The sequence below is a fragment of the Paractinoplanes deccanensis genome (genome assembly GCF_016862115.1).
Classification (GTDB): Bacteria; Actinomycetota; Actinomycetes; order Mycobacteriales; family Micromonosporaceae; genus Actinoplanes; species Actinoplanes deccanensis.
This window is the reverse complement of the sequence record NZ_BOMI01000172.1, coordinates 13,532-31,410: the sequence shown is the minus strand read 5'-3', so window position 1 is coordinate 31,410 and position 17,879 is coordinate 13,532. Positions and strand designations below refer to the sequence as shown.

The 17,879-nt window shown below is 72.8% G+C and carries 13 protein-coding genes, 1 pseudogene and 2 riboswitches; of the genes and pseudogenes, 8 read left to right on the top strand and 6 right to left on the bottom strand.

The features are described from left to right. On the bottom strand, nucleotides 1–1,158 hold a 1,158-nt coding region (locus tag Ade02nite_RS40925), incomplete at its 3' end, for an HAD-IC family P-type ATPase (protein WP_239169415.1). Nucleotides 1,159–1,323: 165 nt separating this feature from the next. On the opposite strand from Ade02nite_RS40925, the gene Ade02nite_RS40920 reads away from it, so the two are divergent. From Ade02nite_RS40920 to Ade02nite_RS40900, 5 genes are all read left to right on the top strand, one after another. Further along, entirely contained in the window at nucleotides 1,324–2,718 is a 1,395-nt protein-coding gene (locus Ade02nite_RS40920; protein WP_203775797.1) for a cytochrome ubiquinol oxidase subunit I, read from the top strand. Between the two features lie 11 nt (nucleotides 2,719–2,729). Then, nucleotides 2,730–3,740 (top strand): cytochrome d ubiquinol oxidase subunit II, encoded by a 1,011-nt coding sequence (gene cydB / locus Ade02nite_RS40915; RefSeq protein WP_203775795.1) that lies wholly within the window; start codon nucleotides 2,730–2,732, stop codon nucleotides 3,738–3,740. Then, nucleotides 3,737–5,422, top strand: coding sequence for a thiol reductant ABC exporter subunit CydD (cydD, locus tag Ade02nite_RS40910; protein WP_203775793.1), 1,686 nt, complete (start codon nucleotides 3,737–3,739; stop codon nucleotides 5,420–5,422). Before cydB ends, cydD begins: the two co-directional genes overlap by 4 nt. After that, nucleotides 5,419–7,335, top strand: coding sequence for an amino acid ABC transporter ATP-binding/permease protein (locus Ade02nite_RS49900; RefSeq protein WP_239169414.1), 1,917 nt, complete (start codon nucleotides 5,419–5,421; stop codon nucleotides 7,333–7,335). Before cydD ends, Ade02nite_RS49900 begins: the two co-directional genes overlap by 4 nt. A 68-nt stretch (nucleotides 7,336–7,403) precedes the next feature. Then, nucleotides 7,404–7,991 carry a HupE/UreJ family protein gene (locus Ade02nite_RS40900; protein WP_203775791.1) on the top strand — a complete coding sequence of 196 codons (588 nt, stop codon included), beginning with the start codon at nucleotides 7,404–7,406 and terminating at the stop codon, nucleotides 7,989–7,991. Nucleotides 7,992–8,533: 542 nt separating this feature from the next. Here Ade02nite_RS40900 and chrA read toward each other — a convergent pair. The 4 genes from chrA to Ade02nite_RS40880 all read right to left on the bottom strand — a co-directional run bounded on the left by chrA (nucleotide 8,534) and on the right by Ade02nite_RS40880 (nucleotide 12,751). Beyond that, the gene (gene chrA, locus Ade02nite_RS40895) at nucleotides 8,534–9,904 is read right to left on the bottom strand and encodes a chromate efflux transporter (protein WP_203775790.1); all 1,371 of its coding nucleotides are present in this window, start codon (nucleotides 9,902–9,904) and stop codon (nucleotides 8,534–8,536) included. A 174-nt stretch (nucleotides 9,905–10,078) separates the two neighbouring features. Next, entirely contained in the window at nucleotides 10,079–10,510 is a 432-nt protein-coding gene (locus Ade02nite_RS40890; RefSeq protein WP_203775787.1) for a chromate resistance protein ChrB domain-containing protein, read from the bottom strand. After that, on the bottom strand, nucleotides 10,507–10,974 hold the full coding sequence (locus Ade02nite_RS40885; protein ID WP_239169413.1) for a Chromate resistance protein ChrB: 468 nt from the start codon (nucleotides 10,972–10,974) through the stop codon (nucleotides 10,507–10,509). The genes Ade02nite_RS40890 and Ade02nite_RS40885 overlap by 4 nt, the downstream gene beginning before the upstream one ends. A gap of 97 nt (nucleotides 10,975–11,071) precedes the next feature. Continuing rightward, the gene (locus Ade02nite_RS40880; protein ID WP_203775785.1) at nucleotides 11,072–12,751 is read right to left on the bottom strand and encodes a GAF domain-containing sensor histidine kinase; all 1,680 of its coding nucleotides are present in this window, start codon (nucleotides 12,749–12,751) and stop codon (nucleotides 11,072–11,074) included. 63 nt (nucleotides 12,752–12,814) lie between these two features. Here Ade02nite_RS40880 and Ade02nite_RS40875 point away from each other — a divergent pair, with 63 nt between their 5' ends. The 3 genes and pseudogenes from Ade02nite_RS40875 to Ade02nite_RS40865 all read left to right on the top strand — a co-directional run bounded on the left by Ade02nite_RS40875 (nucleotide 12,815) and on the right by Ade02nite_RS40865 (nucleotide 16,572). Then, on the top strand, nucleotides 12,815–13,450 hold the full coding sequence (locus tag Ade02nite_RS40875; RefSeq protein WP_203775783.1) for a response regulator: 636 nt from the start codon (nucleotides 12,815–12,817) through the stop codon (nucleotides 13,448–13,450). An 84-nt stretch (nucleotides 13,451–13,534) separates the two neighbouring features. Continuing rightward, a pseudogene (locus Ade02nite_RS40870) lies at nucleotides 13,535–14,791 on the top strand (M14 family metallopeptidase); the annotation flags it as partial. Between the two features lie 204 nt (nucleotides 14,792–14,995). Then, nucleotides 14,996–15,089: riboswitch (glycine riboswitch) on the top strand. After that, a riboswitch (glycine riboswitch) is annotated at nucleotides 15,090–15,192 on the top strand. A 30-nt stretch (nucleotides 15,193–15,222) separates the two neighbouring features. After that, nucleotides 15,223–16,572: an L-serine ammonia-lyase gene (locus tag Ade02nite_RS40865; RefSeq protein WP_203775780.1), complete on the top strand. Its 1,350-nt coding sequence runs from the start codon at nucleotides 15,223–15,225 to the stop codon at nucleotides 16,570–16,572. On the opposite strand, the gene Ade02nite_RS40860 is transcribed toward Ade02nite_RS40865, so the two are convergent. After that, entirely contained in the window at nucleotides 16,569–17,828 is a 1,260-nt protein-coding gene (locus Ade02nite_RS40860) for a lipase/acyltransferase domain-containing protein (protein ID WP_239169412.1), read from the bottom strand. The genes Ade02nite_RS40865 and Ade02nite_RS40860 overlap by 4 nt on opposite strands. Nucleotides 17,829–17,879 lie beyond the last annotated feature (51 nt).

Below are 17,879 nucleotides of genomic sequence, written 5' to 3'. Positions count from 1 at the left end.
CGTCGCGGCTGCGGTCGGGGAAGGCTTCGTCGCAGCGGCACCGGGGAGGGGCTTCGTTGCAGCGGCGCCGGCGAGGGGCTTCGTTGCGACGGCGCCGGCGAGGGGCTCTGTTGCGGTGGCGCCTGGGGGAGGGGGGTCTGCCGTGATGGTGCCCGTGGGGGCGTACCCCTGGCCCTCGATGGTGAAGGTGGCGCCGGCGGGCGTGACGGCGCGCTGGACGGTCATGCGATTTTCGGTCAGGGTGCCGGTCTTGTCGGAGGCGATCACGGTGACCGAGCCGAGCGTCTCGACCGCGTGCAGGCGGCGGGGGATCGCCCGGACGCGGGCCATCCGGCGGGAGCCGAGGGCCAGCGCCAGCGTCACCACGGCCGGCAGGCTCTCGGGGACCGCGGCGACGACCAGGCTGACGGCGGTGATCGCCATGCGGGCCACCGGCTCGCCGGCGAGCAGGCCGAACGCGAAGACCACACTGGAGATCGCGACCGCGGCCAGGCCCAGGGCGCGGCCCAGCGTGGCGAGGCGCCGCTGCAACGGGGTCGGGCCGGGGGTGGTGTGCGCGACCAGGGCGGCTATGCGGCCGAGCGAGCTGCGCGGCCCGGTGCGCACGACGACCCCGGCGGCGCGGCCGGTGGTCAGGACCGTGCCGGAGCCGGCCTCCTCGCCGGCCTCCCGGTGCACGGGCGCGGACTCGCCGGTCAGCGACGACTCGTCGAAGCTCGCCCGCTGCGACTCGGTCAGCATCAGGTCGGCGGGCACGATGTCGCCGGCCTCGAGGCGTACGAGATCGTCGGTGACCAGGCCGGCCGCCGGGACGATCGTGTCGCGGCCGTCGCGCACGGCTCGTGCCGTGGGCGCGGCGAGGCGGTCGAGGGCCGCGATGGCGGCGTCGGCCCGGACCTCCTGCACGACGCCGATGACCGTGTTGACCGTGACCACCAGGACGATCACCGCGGTGTCGGGCAGGTCGCCGAGCAGCGCCGTGATGACCGCGGCGGCGAGCAGCAGCAGCACGAGCGGGTCGCCGAGCTGACGCCCGACGCGGCCGATCAGCCGGCGCCGGCGCGGCGGCTCGACGGCGTTGGGGCCGTCGGCGGCGAGCCGGCGGGCCGCCTCGGCAGCGGTGAGCCCGGACGTCGGCGATGCGGTTGCGGTGTCCACGGTGGGCAAGCATTCCGGCTCGCCGCGGCGGGCGGGAGAGCCGAAAGTCCCGGTCGGCGAGGTCGTTTCCCAGTACTTAAGTCGGTGGCGGCACAGGACTTTAGACCCTCCTCCGCGGAGACGGCTCTCGACTTGGATCGAGGCATCCGTGGAAAGGATCAACCCGTGGACACGCTCGACATCGCCCGATGGCAGTTCGGCATCACCACCGTGTACCACTTCCTGTTCGTCCCGATCACCATCGGCATGTCGGTGCTCGTCGCCGGCCTGCAGACCGCCTGGGTGCGCACCGGCAAGGAGCACTACCTCCGCGCCACGAAGTTCTGGGGCAAGCTCTTCCTCATCAACTTCGCGATGGGCGTGGTCACCGGCATCGTGCAGGAGTTCCAGTTCGGCATGAACTGGAGCGACTACTCCCGTTTCGTGGGCGACATCTTCGGCGCTCCGCTCGCCATCGAGGGCCTGCTCGCCTTCTTCCTGGAGTCGACGTTCCTCGGCCTGTGGATCTTCGGCTGGGACAGGCTGCCCAAGAAGGTGCACCTCGCGACCATCTGGGCCGCCGCGATCGGCACGCTGCTCTCGGCGTATTTCATCCTCGCCGCCAACTCCTGGATGCAGCATCCGGTCGGCTACACCATGAACGCCGAGACCGGCCGCGCCGAGCTGACCAGCATCTGGCGGCTGCTCACCAACTCGACCACCCTGGTCACCTTCCCGCACACGATCACCGCCTGCTTCCTCACCGGCGGCGCGGTGCTCATGGCGGTCAGCGCGTGGCACCTCAAGCGCCACAACCAGGCGGACGTCTTCCGACCGAGCCTCAAGCTCGGCGCCTGGGTGGTGCTCATCGCCGGCGTCGGCGTGCTCATCACCGGCGACCAGCAGGCGCGCATCATGACCGAGCAGCAGCCGATGAAGATGGCCGCCGCCGAGGCCCTCTACGAGAACTCCCAGCCCGCCAGCTTCTCGATCTTCACGATCGGGTCGCTCGACGGTCAGGAGGAGCTCTACAGCGTCCGCATCCCGTCCCTGCTGTCGTTCCTGGCCACCGGCACGTTCGACGGCGAGGTCGAGGGCATCGACAACCTGCAGGCGGAGTACGAGCAGAAGTACGGCCCCGGTGAGTACGCGCCCTCGATCCCGGTGACCTACTGGTCGTTCCGCCTGATGATGGGCTTCGGCATCCTCACCATGGCGGTGGCGCTCGTCGCGCTCTGGGCGATGCGCAGGGGCCGCACGCCGACCAGCCGGTGGCTGTGGCTCGCGGTGATCCTGTCGTTCGGCGGGCCGCTCGCCGCCAACTCGTTCGGCTGGATCTTCACCGAGATGGGCCGCCAGCCGTGGACGGTGTTCGGCCTGTTCCGCACCTCCGAGAGTGTCTCGCCGTCGGTCAGCACCGGCGAGGCGGCGACGTCCCTGATCACGCTCACGCTGCTCTACGGCGTGCTCGCGGTCGTCGAGGCGGGTCTGTTCGTCAAGTACGCCCGGGCCGGCGCCCCGGAGATCCCGCCACCGTCCGGCTCGGACGACGCCGACCGTCCGCTCGCGTTCGCCTACTGAAGGGGCCTTCCATGGAGCTAACCACTGTCTGGTTCGCGCTCATCGCGATCCTCTGGGCCGGCTACTTCCTGCTCGAGGGCTTCGACTTCGGCGTCGGCGTGCTGCTGCCCGTGCTCGGCCGCGACAACCGCGAACGCCGCCTGATGATCAACACGATCGGCCCGGTCTGGGACGGCAACGAGGTCTGGGTGATCGTCGCGGGCGGCGCCACCTTCGCCGCCTTCCCGGAGTGGTACGCGACCCTGTTCTCCGGCTTCTACCTGCCGCTGCTGCTCATCCTGGTCGCGCTCATCGTCCGCGGCGTCGCCTTCGAATACCGCGGCAAGCGCGACGACGACCGCTGGCGCCGCCGCTGGGACCTCTGCATCATCGTGGGCAGCCTGGTGCCGGCGGTCCTCTGGGGTGTGGCCTTCGGCAACATCGTCCGAGGGGTACGCCTCGACGCCGATCACGAGTACGTGGGCGGCTTCTTCGACCTGCTCAACCCGTACGCGCTGGTGGGTGGCCTGACCACGCTCGCCCTGTTCACGTTGCACGGCGCGGTCTTCCTCGCCCTCAAGACCGACGGCGAGATGCGGGAGCGGGCCGGCAAGCTCGCCGCCCGGCTCATCGTCCCGGTGATCGTGATCGCGGCGGCCTTCCTGCTCTGGACCGCGCTGGCCCACCACGACGTGGCCGGCTGGATCCTCATGGGCGCCGCGGCGGTGTCGCTGGTGGCCGCCGTCCCGGCGATCCGGGCGCGGCGCGAGGGCTGGGCGTTCCTGGCCACCGCGGCCACGCTGGTGCTGGCGGTGTTCGCGCTGTTCGTGACGCTCTTCCCGAACGTCATGCCGTCGAGCATCGCCGACGCGAACAGCCTGACCGTCACGAACGCGTCCGCCTCCCCGTACACCCTGAAGGTCATGACGTGGGTGGCCGTGGCCTGTACGCCGATCGTGCTGCTCTACCAGTCGTGGACCTACTGGGTGTTCCGCAAGCGGCTGTCGGTGGACCGCATTCCCGCCTCCGGCGGGCACGCGTGAAGCCGCTCGACCCGCGGCTGCTCAGGTACGCCCGGACCACCCGGGCGTACCTGGCGGTCACGGTCGTGCTGGGCGCCGCGCTGGCCGGGCTGATCGTGGCGCAGGCGACGCTGCTCGCCGGCGGGATCACCGCGGTCTTCCTCGACGGTGCCGGCCTGGCCGGCCTTCGGGGCACACTGATCTGGCTGGCCGTGGTGGTTGCCGGCCGGGCCGCGGTCTCGTGGGCGCAGGAGGTCGTGGCGGCGCGCTCCTCGGCCGCCGTCAAGAGCGAGCTGCGGCGCGCGCTGTTCGCCCGCCTCGCGTCCCAGCCCTCGGGCGGCGACACCGGCGCGGTCGTCGCGCTCGTCGTGCGCGGGCTGGACGCGCTCGACGCCTACTTCGCCCGCTACCTGCCGCAGCTCGTGCTCGCCGTCCTGGTCCCGGCGATCGTGCTGGCCCGGATCTTCCCGGCCGACCTGGTCGCCACCGTGACGATCGTGCTGACGCTGCCGCTCATCCCGGTCTTCATGGCGCTGGTCGGCCTCCAGACCGAGAGCGCGAACCGCAGGCAGTTCAAGCTCCTCGCGCGGTTGTCGCACCACTTCCTCGACGTGATCGCCGGGCTGCCGACGCTGAAGCTCTTCGGCCGGGCCCGCGCCCAGGCGGCGACGATCCGCCGGATCAGCGACGACCAGCGCCGCCTGACGATGCGGACGCTGCGCATCGCCTTCCTCTCGTCGCTGGTGCTCGAGCTGCTGGCGACCCTGTCGGTGGCGCTGGTCGCGGTCGGCATCGGCCTGCGCCTGGTCGACGGCCGTCTCGACCTGGCGACCGCGCTGCTCGTGCTGATCCTCGCGCCCGAGGCGTACCTCCCGCTGCGCCAGGTCGGCGCCAACTACCACGCCAGCGCCGAGGGCCTGGCCGCCGCGTCGGACGCCTTCGAGATCCTCGACGAGCCGGTTCCCGCGGCGGGCACCGGGCCCGCGCCGGCGGGAGCCATCGCGTTCGAGGACGTCGTCGTGCGCTACCGCGACAGCGACGCGCTGCGCCTCACCGCCGTGATCGAGCCCGGCGAGATCGTCGCGCTGACCGGGCCGAGCGGCTGCGGCAAGTCCACGGCGCTGCACGTGCTGCTCGGCTTCGTGGCGCCGGCGTCGGGCCGGGTCACGGTGGGCGGCACGGACCTGGCGGGCGCCGACCCGGCCGCCTGGCGGTCCCGGATCGCGTGGGTCCCGCAGCGGCCGCACCTCTTCGCGGGCACGGTGCGCGACAACATCGCGCTCGGCGCCGGCCCGGACGCCGACGTCGTCACCGCGGCCCGCCACGCCGGGGCCCACGAGTTCATCGCCGGCCTGCCGCGGGGCTACGACACGGTCCTCGGCGACGACGGCGCCGGCCTCTCCGCCGGGCAGCGCCAGCGCATCGCCCTGGCCCGCGCGTTCCTGCGCGACGCCTCGATCGTGCTGCTCGACGAGCCGACCGCGAACCTCGACGCGGCCACCGCCGCCGACGTGATGGCCGCGATCCGCCGCCTGGCCCGCGGCCGTACGGTCCTCGTCGCCGCCCACCGGCCGGAGCTGATCGCCCTGGCCGGTCGCGTCGTCGAGCTGGCCGCCCCGGCCGGCCGCGCGCCCTCCCTCGCCCTGCACGGCGGCCGCCCGACGGCGGGCTCCGCCTGGTCCACCTCGGACGGTGTCCTGTGACCTGGTTCAAGCTGCTGCTCACCGCCTCCCGGCCGGCCGCGCCCGGCTTGCTGCTCGCCGTGCTCGCCGGCATCGGCGCGGCCGGCGCCGCGGTCGGCCTCATGGCCACCTCCGCGTGGCTGATCTCGCGGGCCGCCCTGCACCCGCCGGTGCTGCACCTCATGGTCGCCATCGTCGCGGTCCGTGCCTTCGGCATCGGCCGGGGCGTCTTCCGGTACGCCGAGCGCCTGGCCGGCCACGACGCCGCGCTGCGGGTGCTCGGCCGCCTCCGGGTCCGCGTCTTCGACCGCCTCACCGCGCTCGCCCCCGCCGGCACGGCCGGTTTCCGCGGCGCCGACCTGGCGCAGCGCCTCTCCGCCGACGTCGACGCCGTCCTCGACATGCTCGTGCGCGTCGTGCTTCCCTACGCCGTCGCCGCGATCGTCGGTCTCGGCTCGGTGCTGCTGGTCGGCGCGATGTCACCGCCCGCCGGAGCGGCGCTCGCCGCCGGCCTGCTGGTCGTCGGCGCCGGCGTACCGCTGCTCCAGTCCGCCGCCGCCCGCCGCGCCGACGGGCGCCTCGCCCCGCTGCGCGGCGGCCTCGCCACCGCCACCGTCGACCTGCTGCACGGCCTGCCCGACCTGACCGCGTACGGCGCCACGCCCGCCCAGCTCGCCCGTCTCGCCGAGGCCGACGCCCGCCTGCGCCGAGCGGAGCAGCGCTCTGCCGCGGCCGCCGGCACCTCCGCCGCCGTGACGGCGCTGGCCACCTGCCTCAGCCTGCTCGCCGGGCTGGCCGCGGGCGCCGTGGCGGTCCGCTCCGGCGCCCTGCACGGCGAACTGCTCGCGGTGATCGTGCTGACGCCGCTCGCCGTCTACGAGGCCGTTGCCGGCCTGCCCGTGGCCGCCCAGCGCTTCGCCGGCGCCCGGGCCTCGCTGCGCCGCCTCGCCGAGATCCTGAGCGCCCCCGACCCGATCACTGTGCCTCGCGTGCCGGCTCCGCTGCCGATCGGCGCCGAGCCTGCCGATGCGGGTTTGCCCGGTGCGGTCGGTGCCGCCGGTGGTTCCGGTGCTTTCGGTGTCTCCGGTGCTGGCGGCGCATCCGGATCGTCCGGTGCTTCCGGCGATTTCGGTGCTGCCGGTGCTGGCGGCGCTCCCGGTGCTGGCGGCGCCGGCGCTCCCGGGGCTTCCGGCGCTCCCGGGGCTTCCGGCGCTCCCGGGGCTTCCGGTGCGGCCGGTGGCGGGGTCGCGCGGTCCGCGTACTCCCCGGCGATTCTCGTCGAAGGAGTGAGCGCCTCGTGGGTGCCCGGCCGCCCGGCCGTGCGCGACGTCAGCTTCGAGCTGCCCGCCGGAGCCCGGGTGGCCCTGGCCGGGCCGAGCGGCTCCGGCAAGAGCACGATCGCCGCGCTGCTGGTCCGGTTCCTCGACCCCACGGCCGGGCGGATCACGCTCGACGGCGTCGACCTGCGGCGGCTCGACCCCGACGACCTGCGGCGGATCGTCGGCTACCTGCCCGAGGACGCGTACCTGTTCGACACGACCATCTCAGCGAACCTGCGCATCGCCCGCCCCGGCGCCACCGACGCCGAGCTGCGCGCCGCCCTCGGCCGGGCCCGGCTGCTCGACTGGATCGAGACGCTTCCCGACGGCCTGGAGACTTTCGTCGGCGAGCACGGCATGGCACTCTCCGGCGGTCAGCGCCGCCGGCTCGCGCTGGCCCGCGCCCTGCTCGCCGGCTTCCGGGTGCTGATCCTCGACGAGCCCACCGAACACCTCGACGACGAGACCGCCGCGGCCCTCACCCACGACCTGCTCACCGCCGCGGGTGACCGCACCGTCCTCCTGATCACCCACCGCACCGACGTGGCCGCCCAGGTCGACAGGGTGATCGACCTGACCGCGCCGGCCCCGCGGGCCGTCCCGGAGCTGGTGTGATCCGCCTTCGGCCGGGACGGCGCCGACTACGCTGCCGGACAGAGGCGCCTACCGGCGGGAGGTGAAGCGTGCTGGCGCACGGGGTGCGGCCGCCTCCCGACGACGGGATCTTCGACTTCGGGTGGCTGGGCTTCACGCACATGCTGACCGGCTGGGACCACCTGCTGTTCATCGCCGGAGTGGTGCTGCTGGCCTGGCATCCCAAGCGCGCCCTGGGACTGTTGTCGCTGTTCGCGCTCGGCCACAGCATCACGCTGATCACCGCGACGCTCGCCGGGTGGCGGCTCGACCCCGCCCTGGTCGACGTCGTGATCGCGGTGAGCGTCGGCGTGGTCGGCACGATCGGCCTGATCGGCCGCCCGCGCCGCTTCTGGTGGTTCGGCCTGCTGGTGCTCGCCTTCGGGCTCGTGCACGGCCTGGGCCTGGCCACCCGCTTCCAGGCACTGACCCTCCCGCCGGGCGCCGAGCTGAGCCGGCTGCTGGCCTTCAACGCCGGCGTCGAGATCGGCCAGGCGGTCGCGGTCTACCTGATCTACCTGCTCGGCGAGGCGCTGACCTACCGCCCGAAGTGGCCACGCATCGAACGGGCGAGCTTCGGCGGCCTCACCGTGGTGGGGCTGGCGCTCGGGGCGGCCTTGACGGTGGCGCGGCTCTGACGTTCGCGTGGCCTTTGCGTCCGTCCGGCGTTTGCGTCCGTCCGGCGTTTGGGTCTGGCCTTTGCGTCCGTCCGGCCGTTGTTGGTCGCGCCTCCACCGTTCGCGCCGCCCTGAAGTGGGAGTTTCCGTACGGGTCGCCTGGCGGGCGTCCCCTCCGGGAGACAGAACGTTCTTTCTAGTGGAGCTGCTGGTGTCAGCGTGGCTGCTACGTCGCGATGTGCTTCCGGTGCGACATCCCGCTGGCGGTTGTCGGCGGCTGTGGCAGGGCGGCTGGGCTGGGCGGCTGCGGCAGGAAGGCTGCGGCAGGTCCGCTGCGGCTGGGCGGCTGCGGCAGGGCGGCTGCGGCAAGTCCGCTGCGGCAGGACGGCGGCGCAGGACGGCTGTGGCAGGTGGCTGCGGCAGGAGGGTTGCGGCAGGGCGACTCCGGACGGCGGTGGCTGCCCTGCGGGCGTGGTCGCATCGGGCGTGAGTGGGTTTGCCTCACTGGGGGAGTGGTTGCCCGAGCCCAGGGATAGGCGCCCGGCGTTCGTTAATGGGCGCGGTCAGATGCCCGGCATGCCGGTCAGGCCGGCGATCAAGCCAAGCAGGGCGGAGACGGCGAGGACGCGGAGGACGGGCCACTTTGCCCTGAAGATGAGGGCGGCCGCGATGACGGCGATGGCGGCCGGGGCCCAGCGGATCGTGGTGAGGTCGGGGATCTGGGTGTTCAGCGGGCCGGTGGTGATGGTGTTCGTCGTGGTGAAGAGGGTGTGGACGGCGAAGTACAGGCCGAGGTTGGCTATGACGCCTACTACGGCGGCGGTGATGCCGGTCAGGGCGGCCGAGAGGGCCTGGTTGCCGCGGAGGCGTTCGACATAGGGGGCGCCGAGCAGGATGAACAGGAAGCACGGTACGAAGGTCACCCACGTGGTCAGCAGGGACGCCACGACGCCGGCCGTCCACGGGTCCAGGGCGCCGGGGTTGTGGTAGGCGCCCAGGAAGGCGACGAACTGCACGACCATGATGAGCGGGCCGGGGGTTGTCTCGGCCAGGGCCAGGCCGCGGACCATGTCGCCGGCGGACAGCCAAGCGTAGTGCTCGACCGCGCGTTGGGCCACAAAGGCGAGGACGGCGTACGCGCCGCCGAAAGTGACGACCGCGGTGCCGGAGAAGAACAGGCCCTGTTGTGTGTAGACGCTGCCCGCTCCGGTGGTGACCGCTACCAGCGCCACCGGCAGGAACCAGGCTGCCAGGCCGATCGCCAGGATGGTGGCGGCTCGGCGGGGCGACGGCTGGTCGTGGTGCAGCGCCTCGTCGGAGACGAGGGGCTCGGGGCCGTCGGTGGCCGCGCCGTGACCGCCACTGGTGGTGATCAGGGTGGGGCGCCATCGGTGCAGGGACCAGCCGGCCAGGGCGGCCGCCGCGATCACTACGGGGAACGGGACGCCGAACAGGGCCAGGGCCAGGAACGCGACGACGGCGAACCCGACGAGCGTGCGGTTGGTCAGGGAGCGGCTGCCGACCCGCCAGACGGCCTGCGCGACGATGGCGACCACTGCGGGGGCCAGGCCGGCGAACACCGCCGTGACCACTGTGGTGTCGCCGAAGCCGACGTAGATCGCCGACAGGGCCAGCAGGGCGACCATGCCGGGCAGGACGAACAGGGTGCCGGCGATCAGGCCGCCGCGTACGCCGTTCAGGAGCCAGCCCACGTAGATCGCCAGCTGCTGCGCCTCGGGGCCGGGCAGCAGCATGCAGTAGTTGAGGGCGTGCAGGTAGCGGCGCTGGCCGATCCAGCGGCGCTCGTCGACCAGATGGCGCTGCATGACGGCGATCTGGCCGGCCGGCCCGCCGAACGTCTGCAGCGAGATGGCGAACCAGGCGCGCACCGCCTCGCGGAGCGGCACCACGTCCTTGCCGGCGGTCGTCGTCACGGGCGCTCCTCGAAAAGGCGGTGAATCAAAGCGGGCGGCGTATCAAAGCGGGCGGCGAATCAGAACGGGCGGCGAATCAAAACGGGCGGTGAATCGAAGGCGGGTGGTGAATCGAAGGCGGGTGGTGAATCGAAGGCGGGTGGTGAATCAAGGCGCATCAAAGCGGGCGGAGCGTCACGCGGGCGGGCGGTCGAGCAGCAGGGCGCGGCGGTGGTATTCGTACAGGCCGTCGAAGAGGGGAGCGGTGAGCTCGAGGACCCGGTCGTCGTCGCAGATCATGGACAGGCCGCGCAGGATCACGTCGAGGCCGGGGGCCTCGGGGGCGTCGAACCGCTCGTCGTCGAGGTCGGCCTCGTGGACGATCTCGGCGATCTTCCAGAGCACCGGATCGGCCAGGTCGTGGCGGCGCAGGATCGTCTCGAACGTGCAGTCGCCGCCGTGGTGGCCCAGGTCGGCGCCGCGCATGTCGAACGGGGTGGCGTCGGCGGGCACCGCGGCCGGGTCGGTGACGAAGACGAACGTGGCGTCCGGGTCGACGTGCCGCCGGATCAGCCACGCGCAGGCCGCCCGGTCGATGTGCACGCCCGCGCGCGTGGCCCACTTCATGCCCGCTCCTGTTGCTCGACGGGGGTGGCCAAGGACTCGACCGCTGCCCGGGCCGCTTCGCGCTCCGGCGGCGGGAAGAAGTCGCGCCGCGTGATGCGGTGCAACTCGCCGCGCAGCCGGCGCAGGGCCCGGGCCCGGTCGGTGCCGAGGTGGTCGCGGGCCGCGCTCGCCTCGTCGGCGATCGCCTGGTACTCCGTGGCGCGGGCCGCGCGCATGCCGGCCGCGACCTGGCGCTCCTGCTCGTCGCTCGCCGGGGCGGCCAGCCACACCGAGGCCGACCCGCCGCCCTCGGTGATCTCCTCGGCGAGCCAGTCGAACTGCTCCCGGGTGCGCGCGTCGGCCGGCAGCGCCACCAGGCCGTCGCCGAGCCGGGCCGCGCCGCAACGGTCGATCTTGCGCCACACCGCGATGCGCGGGCTCGACGGCTCGCGCGGCATCCGATAGGCCAGCAACACCCACTGCACGGCCTGATGTAACCACGGTTACATCGCTGCAGGCAAGGGGGCGCGCCGGGCCGCGGACGCGCCCGCAGTGGCGCACGCACAGAGGTGGAAGGGCGCGCTACAGCGGCGCCCGCCAGGTCAGGACCGCGCCGGTGCCGCCGGGGCCCTCCGTCACCTCGAAGGAGCCCGACAGGTCCTGGGCCCGGTCGGCCATGTTGGCGAGGCCGCCGCGGGCCAATGCCGGGTCGAAGCCGATGCCGTCGTCCTCGATCTGGAGGATGACCTCGTCGCCGGTGGCGCGCAGGGAGACCCGGCAGGTCGTGGCGCGTGCGTGGCGGGCCACGTTGGCCAGGGCCTCACGGAGCACGGCCAGCAGCTCGGGGACGATGTCGTCGGGCACCGCGCTGTCGACCGGGCCGGTGGTGTCGAGGACCGGGCGGAAGCCGAGCGTCTCGGCGGCGTCCTGCACGGTCTGGTTGATCTCGGCGCGCAGGGACGGGCCGGTGGGGGCGCGCAGCTCGAAGATCGAGCGGCGGATGTCGCGGATGGTGGCGTCCAGGTCGTCGACCGCGGCGTTGATGCGCTTGACGGCCTCGGGGCGGCCGGCGTGGGCGACCGCGCCCTGCAGCTGCATGCCGGTGGCGAACAGGCGCTGGATGACCACGTCGTGCAGGTCGCGGGCGATGCGCTCGCGGTCCTCGAGGACGACCAGTTGCTCGCGTTCCTCCTGGGCGCGGGCCCGGTCGAGGGCGAGCACGGCCTGGCCGGCGAAGGTCGACAGCAGCACCGCGTCCTCGTCGTCGGGGGTGCGGTCGGCGGGCTGGGCGACGATCAGCACGCCCTGGCGGGCGCCGGCGGCGGCGAGTGGGGCCGCGAGGGCGGGGCCGGACGGGACGGGACCGGGCCAGTCGGCGGCGGCGCGCAGGTTGTCGAGGGTGTGACCGGAGAGGTCGGCCGCCACCGCGCGGCCCTCGAGCGCCTGGCAGTCGGGCAGCGCGGGGCCGTCCGCGACCTCGATGGTGTAGCGGGCCGCCTGCTCGTCGTAGAGCAGCACCATCGCGAGCTCGGCGCCGGCGACCTCGCGGGCGCGGCGGGCGATCAGGCGCAGGGCCTCGGTGCGGCGGACCGTGCCCAGCAGCACGCCGGTGATCTCGGCGGCCGCGGCGAGCCAGCGCTCGCGGCGGCGGGCGAGGGCGAACAGGCGCGCGTTGTCGATGGCGACACCGGCCGCGGCCGCGAGGGCCACCACGATCTCCTCGTCGTCGTCGGAGAACTGGTCGGCGCCCTGCTTCTCGGCCAGGTAGAGGTTGCCGAAGACCTGGTCGCGCGTGCGGACGGGCACGCCGAGGAAGCTGTGCATCGGCGGGTGATGCGGCGGGAACCCGTACGAGTTGGGATGCCGGGTGATGTCCGGAAGCCGCACCGGGTGGGGATCGGTGATGAGCAGGCCGAGCACGCCCCGGCCGTGCGGCAGGTCGCCGATGGCGGCGTGTGTGGCCGGGTCGATGCCGTGGGTGATGAAGTCGGACAGCCCCGAGCGGTCGGCGTTGAGCACGCCGAGGGCGCCGTAGCGGGCGCCGGCCAGCGCGCACGCCGACTCGACGATGCGCTGGAGGGTGCTGCGCAGGTCGAGGTCGGTGCCGATGCCGACGACCGCGTCGAGCAGGGCGCGCAGTCGTTCGCGGCTGGTCATCACGTCGCCGACGCGGTCGAGCATCTCCTGCAGGAGTTCGTCGAGGCGTACCCGCGACAGCGGTCGCAGCCCGAGGGAGGGGACGTCTGAGGTGCTCTCGGCCATGCTCGCCAGACTAGGGTCCTTCGGCCCCTGGCAACGCCCGGGGCCGCACGATAGGAATGAGGGGTGATCCGAGTCTTTCTCCTCGACGACCACGAGGTCGTCCGCCGTGGCCTGATCGACCTGCTCCAGGCCGGTGGTGACATCGAGGTCGTCGGCGAGTCCGGGTCCGCCCAGGAGGCCGCCCGCCGCATCCCCGCGCTGCGGCCCGACGTCGCCGTGCTCGACGCGCGGCTGCCCGACGGCAACGGCATCGACGTGTGCCGCGACGTCCGCGCGGTCGACTCGTCCATCAAGGGCCTGATCCTGACGTCGTACGAGGACGACGAGGCGCTCTTCGCCGCGATCATGGCCGGCGCCTCGGGGTACGTGCTCAAGGAGATCCGCGGCACCGACCTGGTCGACGCGGTGCGCCGGGTCGCCGCGGGCCAGTCGCTGCTCGACCCGGCCGTCACCCAGCGCGTGCTGGAGCGCATCCGCAACGGCGTGGAGCAGCCGCGCGAGCTGGCCGGGCTCACCGATCAGGAGCGCAAGATCCTCGAGTTCGTGGCGCAGGGCCTGACCAACCGCGAGATCGCCTCGCGCATGTTCCTCGCCGAGAAGACGGTGAAGAACTACGTCTCCAGCATGCTGGCCAAGCTCGGCCTGGAGCGGCGCACGCAGGCCGCGGTGCTGGCCACCCGCCTGCTCGGGGAGAAGTAGGGCCGGGCATCACGCGGTGGGAGGTACCGGCTGGCATGGCCGGATCCATTGCCGTACGTCTATGTGTGGTGGTGGGCTGGCACCATGAGACGACGCTTAGGCTTCCTGACGGCCCTGCTGGTCGGGGGCGCCCTGATCGGCGCACCGGCCTCGGCCACACCGCCCGCACCCCCGCCCGGCACCCCGGGGCAGTTCGAGGTGTACGACGTGCGCACCGCCGCCCAGCGCAACGCCATCGCCCGTACCGGAGCGGCCATCGACGCCATCCAGCACGGAGTCGCCGAGATCACCGCTACCGGCAGCGAGGTGCGCAGCCTGCGCCGGCAGGGCTTCACCGTGCAGCCGGTGCTGACGACGCTGGACTTCCCGCCCTCCGACGCGCCCTACCACAACTACAGCGAGATGGTCGCCGAGGTGAACCGGGTGGTGGCGGCCTATCCGGCGATCGCGAGCAAGCGGGTGATCGGCAAGTCGTACGAGAACCGCGACATCGTCGCCGTGAAGATCTCGGACAACGTGGGTACGGACGAGAACGAGCCGGAGGTCCTGTACGACGCGAACCACCACGCGCGTGAGCACCTGACCGTGGAGATGGCGCTCTACGTGCTCAACCTCTACACGTCGTCGTACGCGTCGGACAGCCGCGTGCGCACGATCGTGAACTCGCGGGAGATCTGGATCGTGCCGTCGGTCAACCCGGACGGCGCCGAGTACGACATCGCCACCGGCAGCTACCGCTCGTGGCGCAAGAACCGGCAGCCGAACAGCGGGTCCACCGCGATCGGCACGGACCCGAACCGCAACTACGGATACCGGTGGGGCTGCTGCGGCGGCTCGTCCGGGTCGCCGTCCTCGCTGACGTATCGGGGGCCGGCGGCGTTCTCGACGCCGGAGACGAGGACGGTGCGCGACTTCGTCAACAGCCGCGTGGTCGGCGGGGCGCAGCAGATCCGGGCGGCGATGGACTTCCACACGTACTCGGAGCTCGTGCTGTGGCCGTTCGGGCACACCACGGCGAACACGACGACCGGCATGACGGCCGACGACTACAACACGTTCGCCACGTTCGGCCGGCAGATGGCGGCGACGAACAGGTACACGCCGCAGCAGTCGAGCGACCTCTACATCACCGACGGGGACCTGCTGGACTGGCTGTGGGGCACCCACAAGATCTTCGCGTACACGTTCGAGATGTACCCGTCGAGCGCGTCGGGCGGCGGCTTCTATCCGCCGGCGAGCGTCATCACCCGCGAGACGACCCGCAACCGCGAGGCGGTGCTGCTGCTCGGCGAGGTGGCGGACTGCCCGTACAAGGTGATCGGCAAGCAGAGCACCTACTGCTCCGCTGCCTGACGGCCGGGCGCGGTGCGGCCCCCGGGCCGCACCCGCTTGATCAATAGTGACCCAGGTTCCTAGGATGCCCGCGGGGTGTGCCGGGCCTCGCGGGCTTCATCGCCCGGAGAGGGGCCGTTCAGCTGGGTGTTCTTGCTCCGCGGGGCGCGGGCGGCTAGCTTCGTGAGGACCACAAAAATGCATATCGCCGTTCGAGCCGCCGCGGGAGAGTCCTCGCGTCGTGCGGGGCGCCGAAGGAGCAACTTCTCCCTCAGAATCTCTCAGGCCCCGGTACCGCAGCGGTCAGGCGACTCTGGAAAGTCAGGACGCGGCCGGCGTTCTGCGCCCACGGTGCAAGCCGTCCCTCGCGGGCGGTGAAGCTCTCAGGCACCCATGACAGAGCGGGGGAGGCCGACTCTCGCGAGGAGCCTCCCGCCATCATGGCTGTGTCTGTGTTCGACCTGTTCTCCGTCGGCATCGGGCCGTCCAGCTCGCACACGGTCGGGCCGATGCGCGCGGCCCGGCTGTTCGCGCTGCGGCTCGCCGAGACCGGGCCGGCCGATCGGGTGGCGCTGGTGCGGGCCGAGCTGTTCGGGTCGCTCGGCGCCACGGGGCACGGGCACGGGACGCCCAAGGCGGTGCTGCTCGGGCTCGAGGGGGAGACGCCCGAGGCCGTGGACGTGGCCGGCGCCGACGAGCGGGCCGCGCGCATCCACGCCACGGGCCGGCTGCGGCTGATGGGCACCGGTGCTGAGGTCGGCGTCGAGCTGGTGCTGCACCGGCGGCGGACGCTGCCGGGGCATCCGAACGGCATGACGTTCACGGCATACGACGCGGCTGGCGCGCAGCTGCTGGCGAAGACCTACTACTCCGTCGGGGGCGGCTTCGTCATCGACGAGGCGACCGGTGGGGTGCGGGCCGACGACACGGTTCTGCCGTACGCGTTCGGCAGCGGGGCGGAGCTGCTCGCGCTCACCGCGGAGACGGGCTGGTCGGTGTCGCGGCTGATGCTGGCGAACGAGACGGTGTGGCGGTCCGAGGCGCAGATCCGTACCGGCCTGCGGGGCATCTGGTCGGTGATGCGCGACTGCGTGGACGCCGGTCTCGCGGCCGAGGGGATCCTGCCGGGCGGGCTGAAGGTGCGGCGGCGGGCGGCGGCCACCGCGCGGCAGTTGCGCGCGGCGGGCAGGCCGGCCGAGCACGCGATGGAGTGGCTCACGGCGTACGCCATGGCAGTGAACGAGGAGAACGCGGCCGGAGGTCGCGTGGTGACCGCGCCCACCAACGGCGCCGCGGGGATCATCCCGGCGGTGCTGCGGTACTACACCGACTTCGTGCCGGGCGCCTCGGACGAGGGTGTGGTGCGTTTCCTGCTGGCCGCGGGCGCGATCGGGCTGCTGTTCAAGGAGAACGCGTCGATCTCGGGTGCCGAGGTGGGCTGCCAGGGTGAGGTCGGCTCGGCGTGCGCGATGGCGGCGGCGGGGCTGGCCGAGGTGCTGGGCGGCACGCCCGAGCAGGTGGAGAACGCGGCCGAGATCGGCATGGAGCACAACCTGGGCCTGACCTGCGACCCGGTGGGCGGGCTGGTGCAGATCCCGTGCATCGAGCGCAACGGCATGGCCGCGGTCAAGGCGGTCACGGCAGCGCGGATGGCGCTGCGCGGCGACGGGCGGCACCACGTCTCCCTCGACAAGGTCATCAAGACCATGAAGGAGACGGGCGCCGACATGAAGATCAAGTACAAGGAGACGGCGCGCGGCGGGCTCGCCGTCAACGTCATCGAGTGTTAGTAGTCGTTCACGTTGATCGTGACGCGGTGCTGGTCGGAGGGCCAGGCGGGCAGGATCGCGGTCTCCAGGCCGCCGCCGCGGTGTGCCACCGTCACGGCCGTCGCCCCGCCCGCGGGGATGTAGACGTCCATGCCGGTGAGGAAGGTCTGTGCGTACAGGTCGGGGAGCGGCGCGGTCAGGTCGGTGACGCGGTCGCTGTTGTCGTCGAAGGCGAAGATGCCGATGACGCGCTTGGCGCGGGGCGCGTTGGCGGCGTTCAGGATCTGCCGGCCGTTGATCCAGAGCTGGTCGCCCTCGGCGCCCCACCACTCCTTCTGGCGGTTGAAGGTCAGGGCGGTGTGGTGCGGCGAGGTCTCGATGAGCGCGCCGACGCCCTCGCCGGGGCGGCCGGCCAGCAGGCGTACCAAGGAGTCGGATCGCCGGAACGGCTGGAAGTAGAAGTGGTGGGTGGCGATGCCGGGCCGGACCAGGGCCAGCTCGTAGCGGGCCGTCGGGGACACCGGGACGGGGCCGAACGAGCCGTCCGCCGCCACCGGGACCGTCTGCGGCGAGCGGGTGCGGCGGCCGAGCGCGTCGAGCGGGTAGACCTGCACGGTGCCGCCGGCGCTGACGTTGCTGGGGAACAGGACGGCGCGCCCGGAGATGTGGGCCACGGGCGTGGGGACGATCGTGGTCGTACGGGGATCGCGGCCGCGCAGGAAGCGGTACATCGCGGTGAACGACTCCTCCGACGACACGGTCTGGGTGTGCGACTGGTCGGGCAGGTGCACGTTCGTGGCGCCGGCCACCGATCGCGCCGGGTCGCCCTCACCCCAGAGGGCGAGGGTGGGCACGCCTCCGGGCAGGGCGGCGGCCGTACGCCCGTCGAGGTTGACGTAGTGGGCGACGCGTGCGGCGCGCTCCGCCGAGCTGTTCAGGTAGCCCTGGGAGACGAAGGTGCCCAGCGAGTGGGCGATCAGGTCGACCCGGGCGGCGCCGGTGGTGGCGCGCAGCCGGTCGATGCGGGCGTCGAGGCCCGCGTACACCTCTTGCAGGATTGTCGCGATGGTGGGCGAGTCGTATTCGTGCGCCTCGACGGTGTCGATGGGGTAGCCGTTGGCGGCGAGCCGCTTGGCCTGCGTCTGGAACTGGGCGGCCGAGCCGGCGCTGCCGTGCACGAAGATCACCGGCAGGAGCGGTGGTGGCGCGGCGGAGGCGGGTAAGCCGGGCGCTGTCGCGGCCACGGTCAGGGCGAGGACGAGCATCAGACGGCGCATGTCGGCTCCCATCGACGATCGTGAATTATGCACGACGAGTGCAACTATAAA

Excerpts from the sequence above, each read along its gene's own strand:
- Ade02nite_RS40890 (WP_203775787.1), bottom strand. The coding sequence starts at position 10,510 with ATGAAGTGGGCCACGCGCGCGGGCGTGCACATCGACCGGGCGGCCTGC.
- cydB (WP_203775795.1), top strand. The coding sequence starts at position 2,730 with ATGGAGCTAACCACTGTCTGGTTCGCGCTCATCGCGATCCTCTGGGCC.
- Ade02nite_RS40880 (WP_203775785.1), bottom strand. The coding sequence starts at position 12,751 with ATGGCCGAGAGCACCTCAGACGTCCCCTCCCTCGGGCTGCGACCGCTG.
- Ade02nite_RS40860 (WP_239169412.1), bottom strand. The coding sequence starts at position 17,828 with ATGCGCCGTCTGATGCTCGTCCTCGCCCTGACCGTGGCCGCGACAGCG.
- Ade02nite_RS40865 (WP_203775780.1), top strand. The coding sequence starts at position 15,223 with ATGGCTGTGTCTGTGTTCGACCTGTTCTCCGTCGGCATCGGGCCGTCC.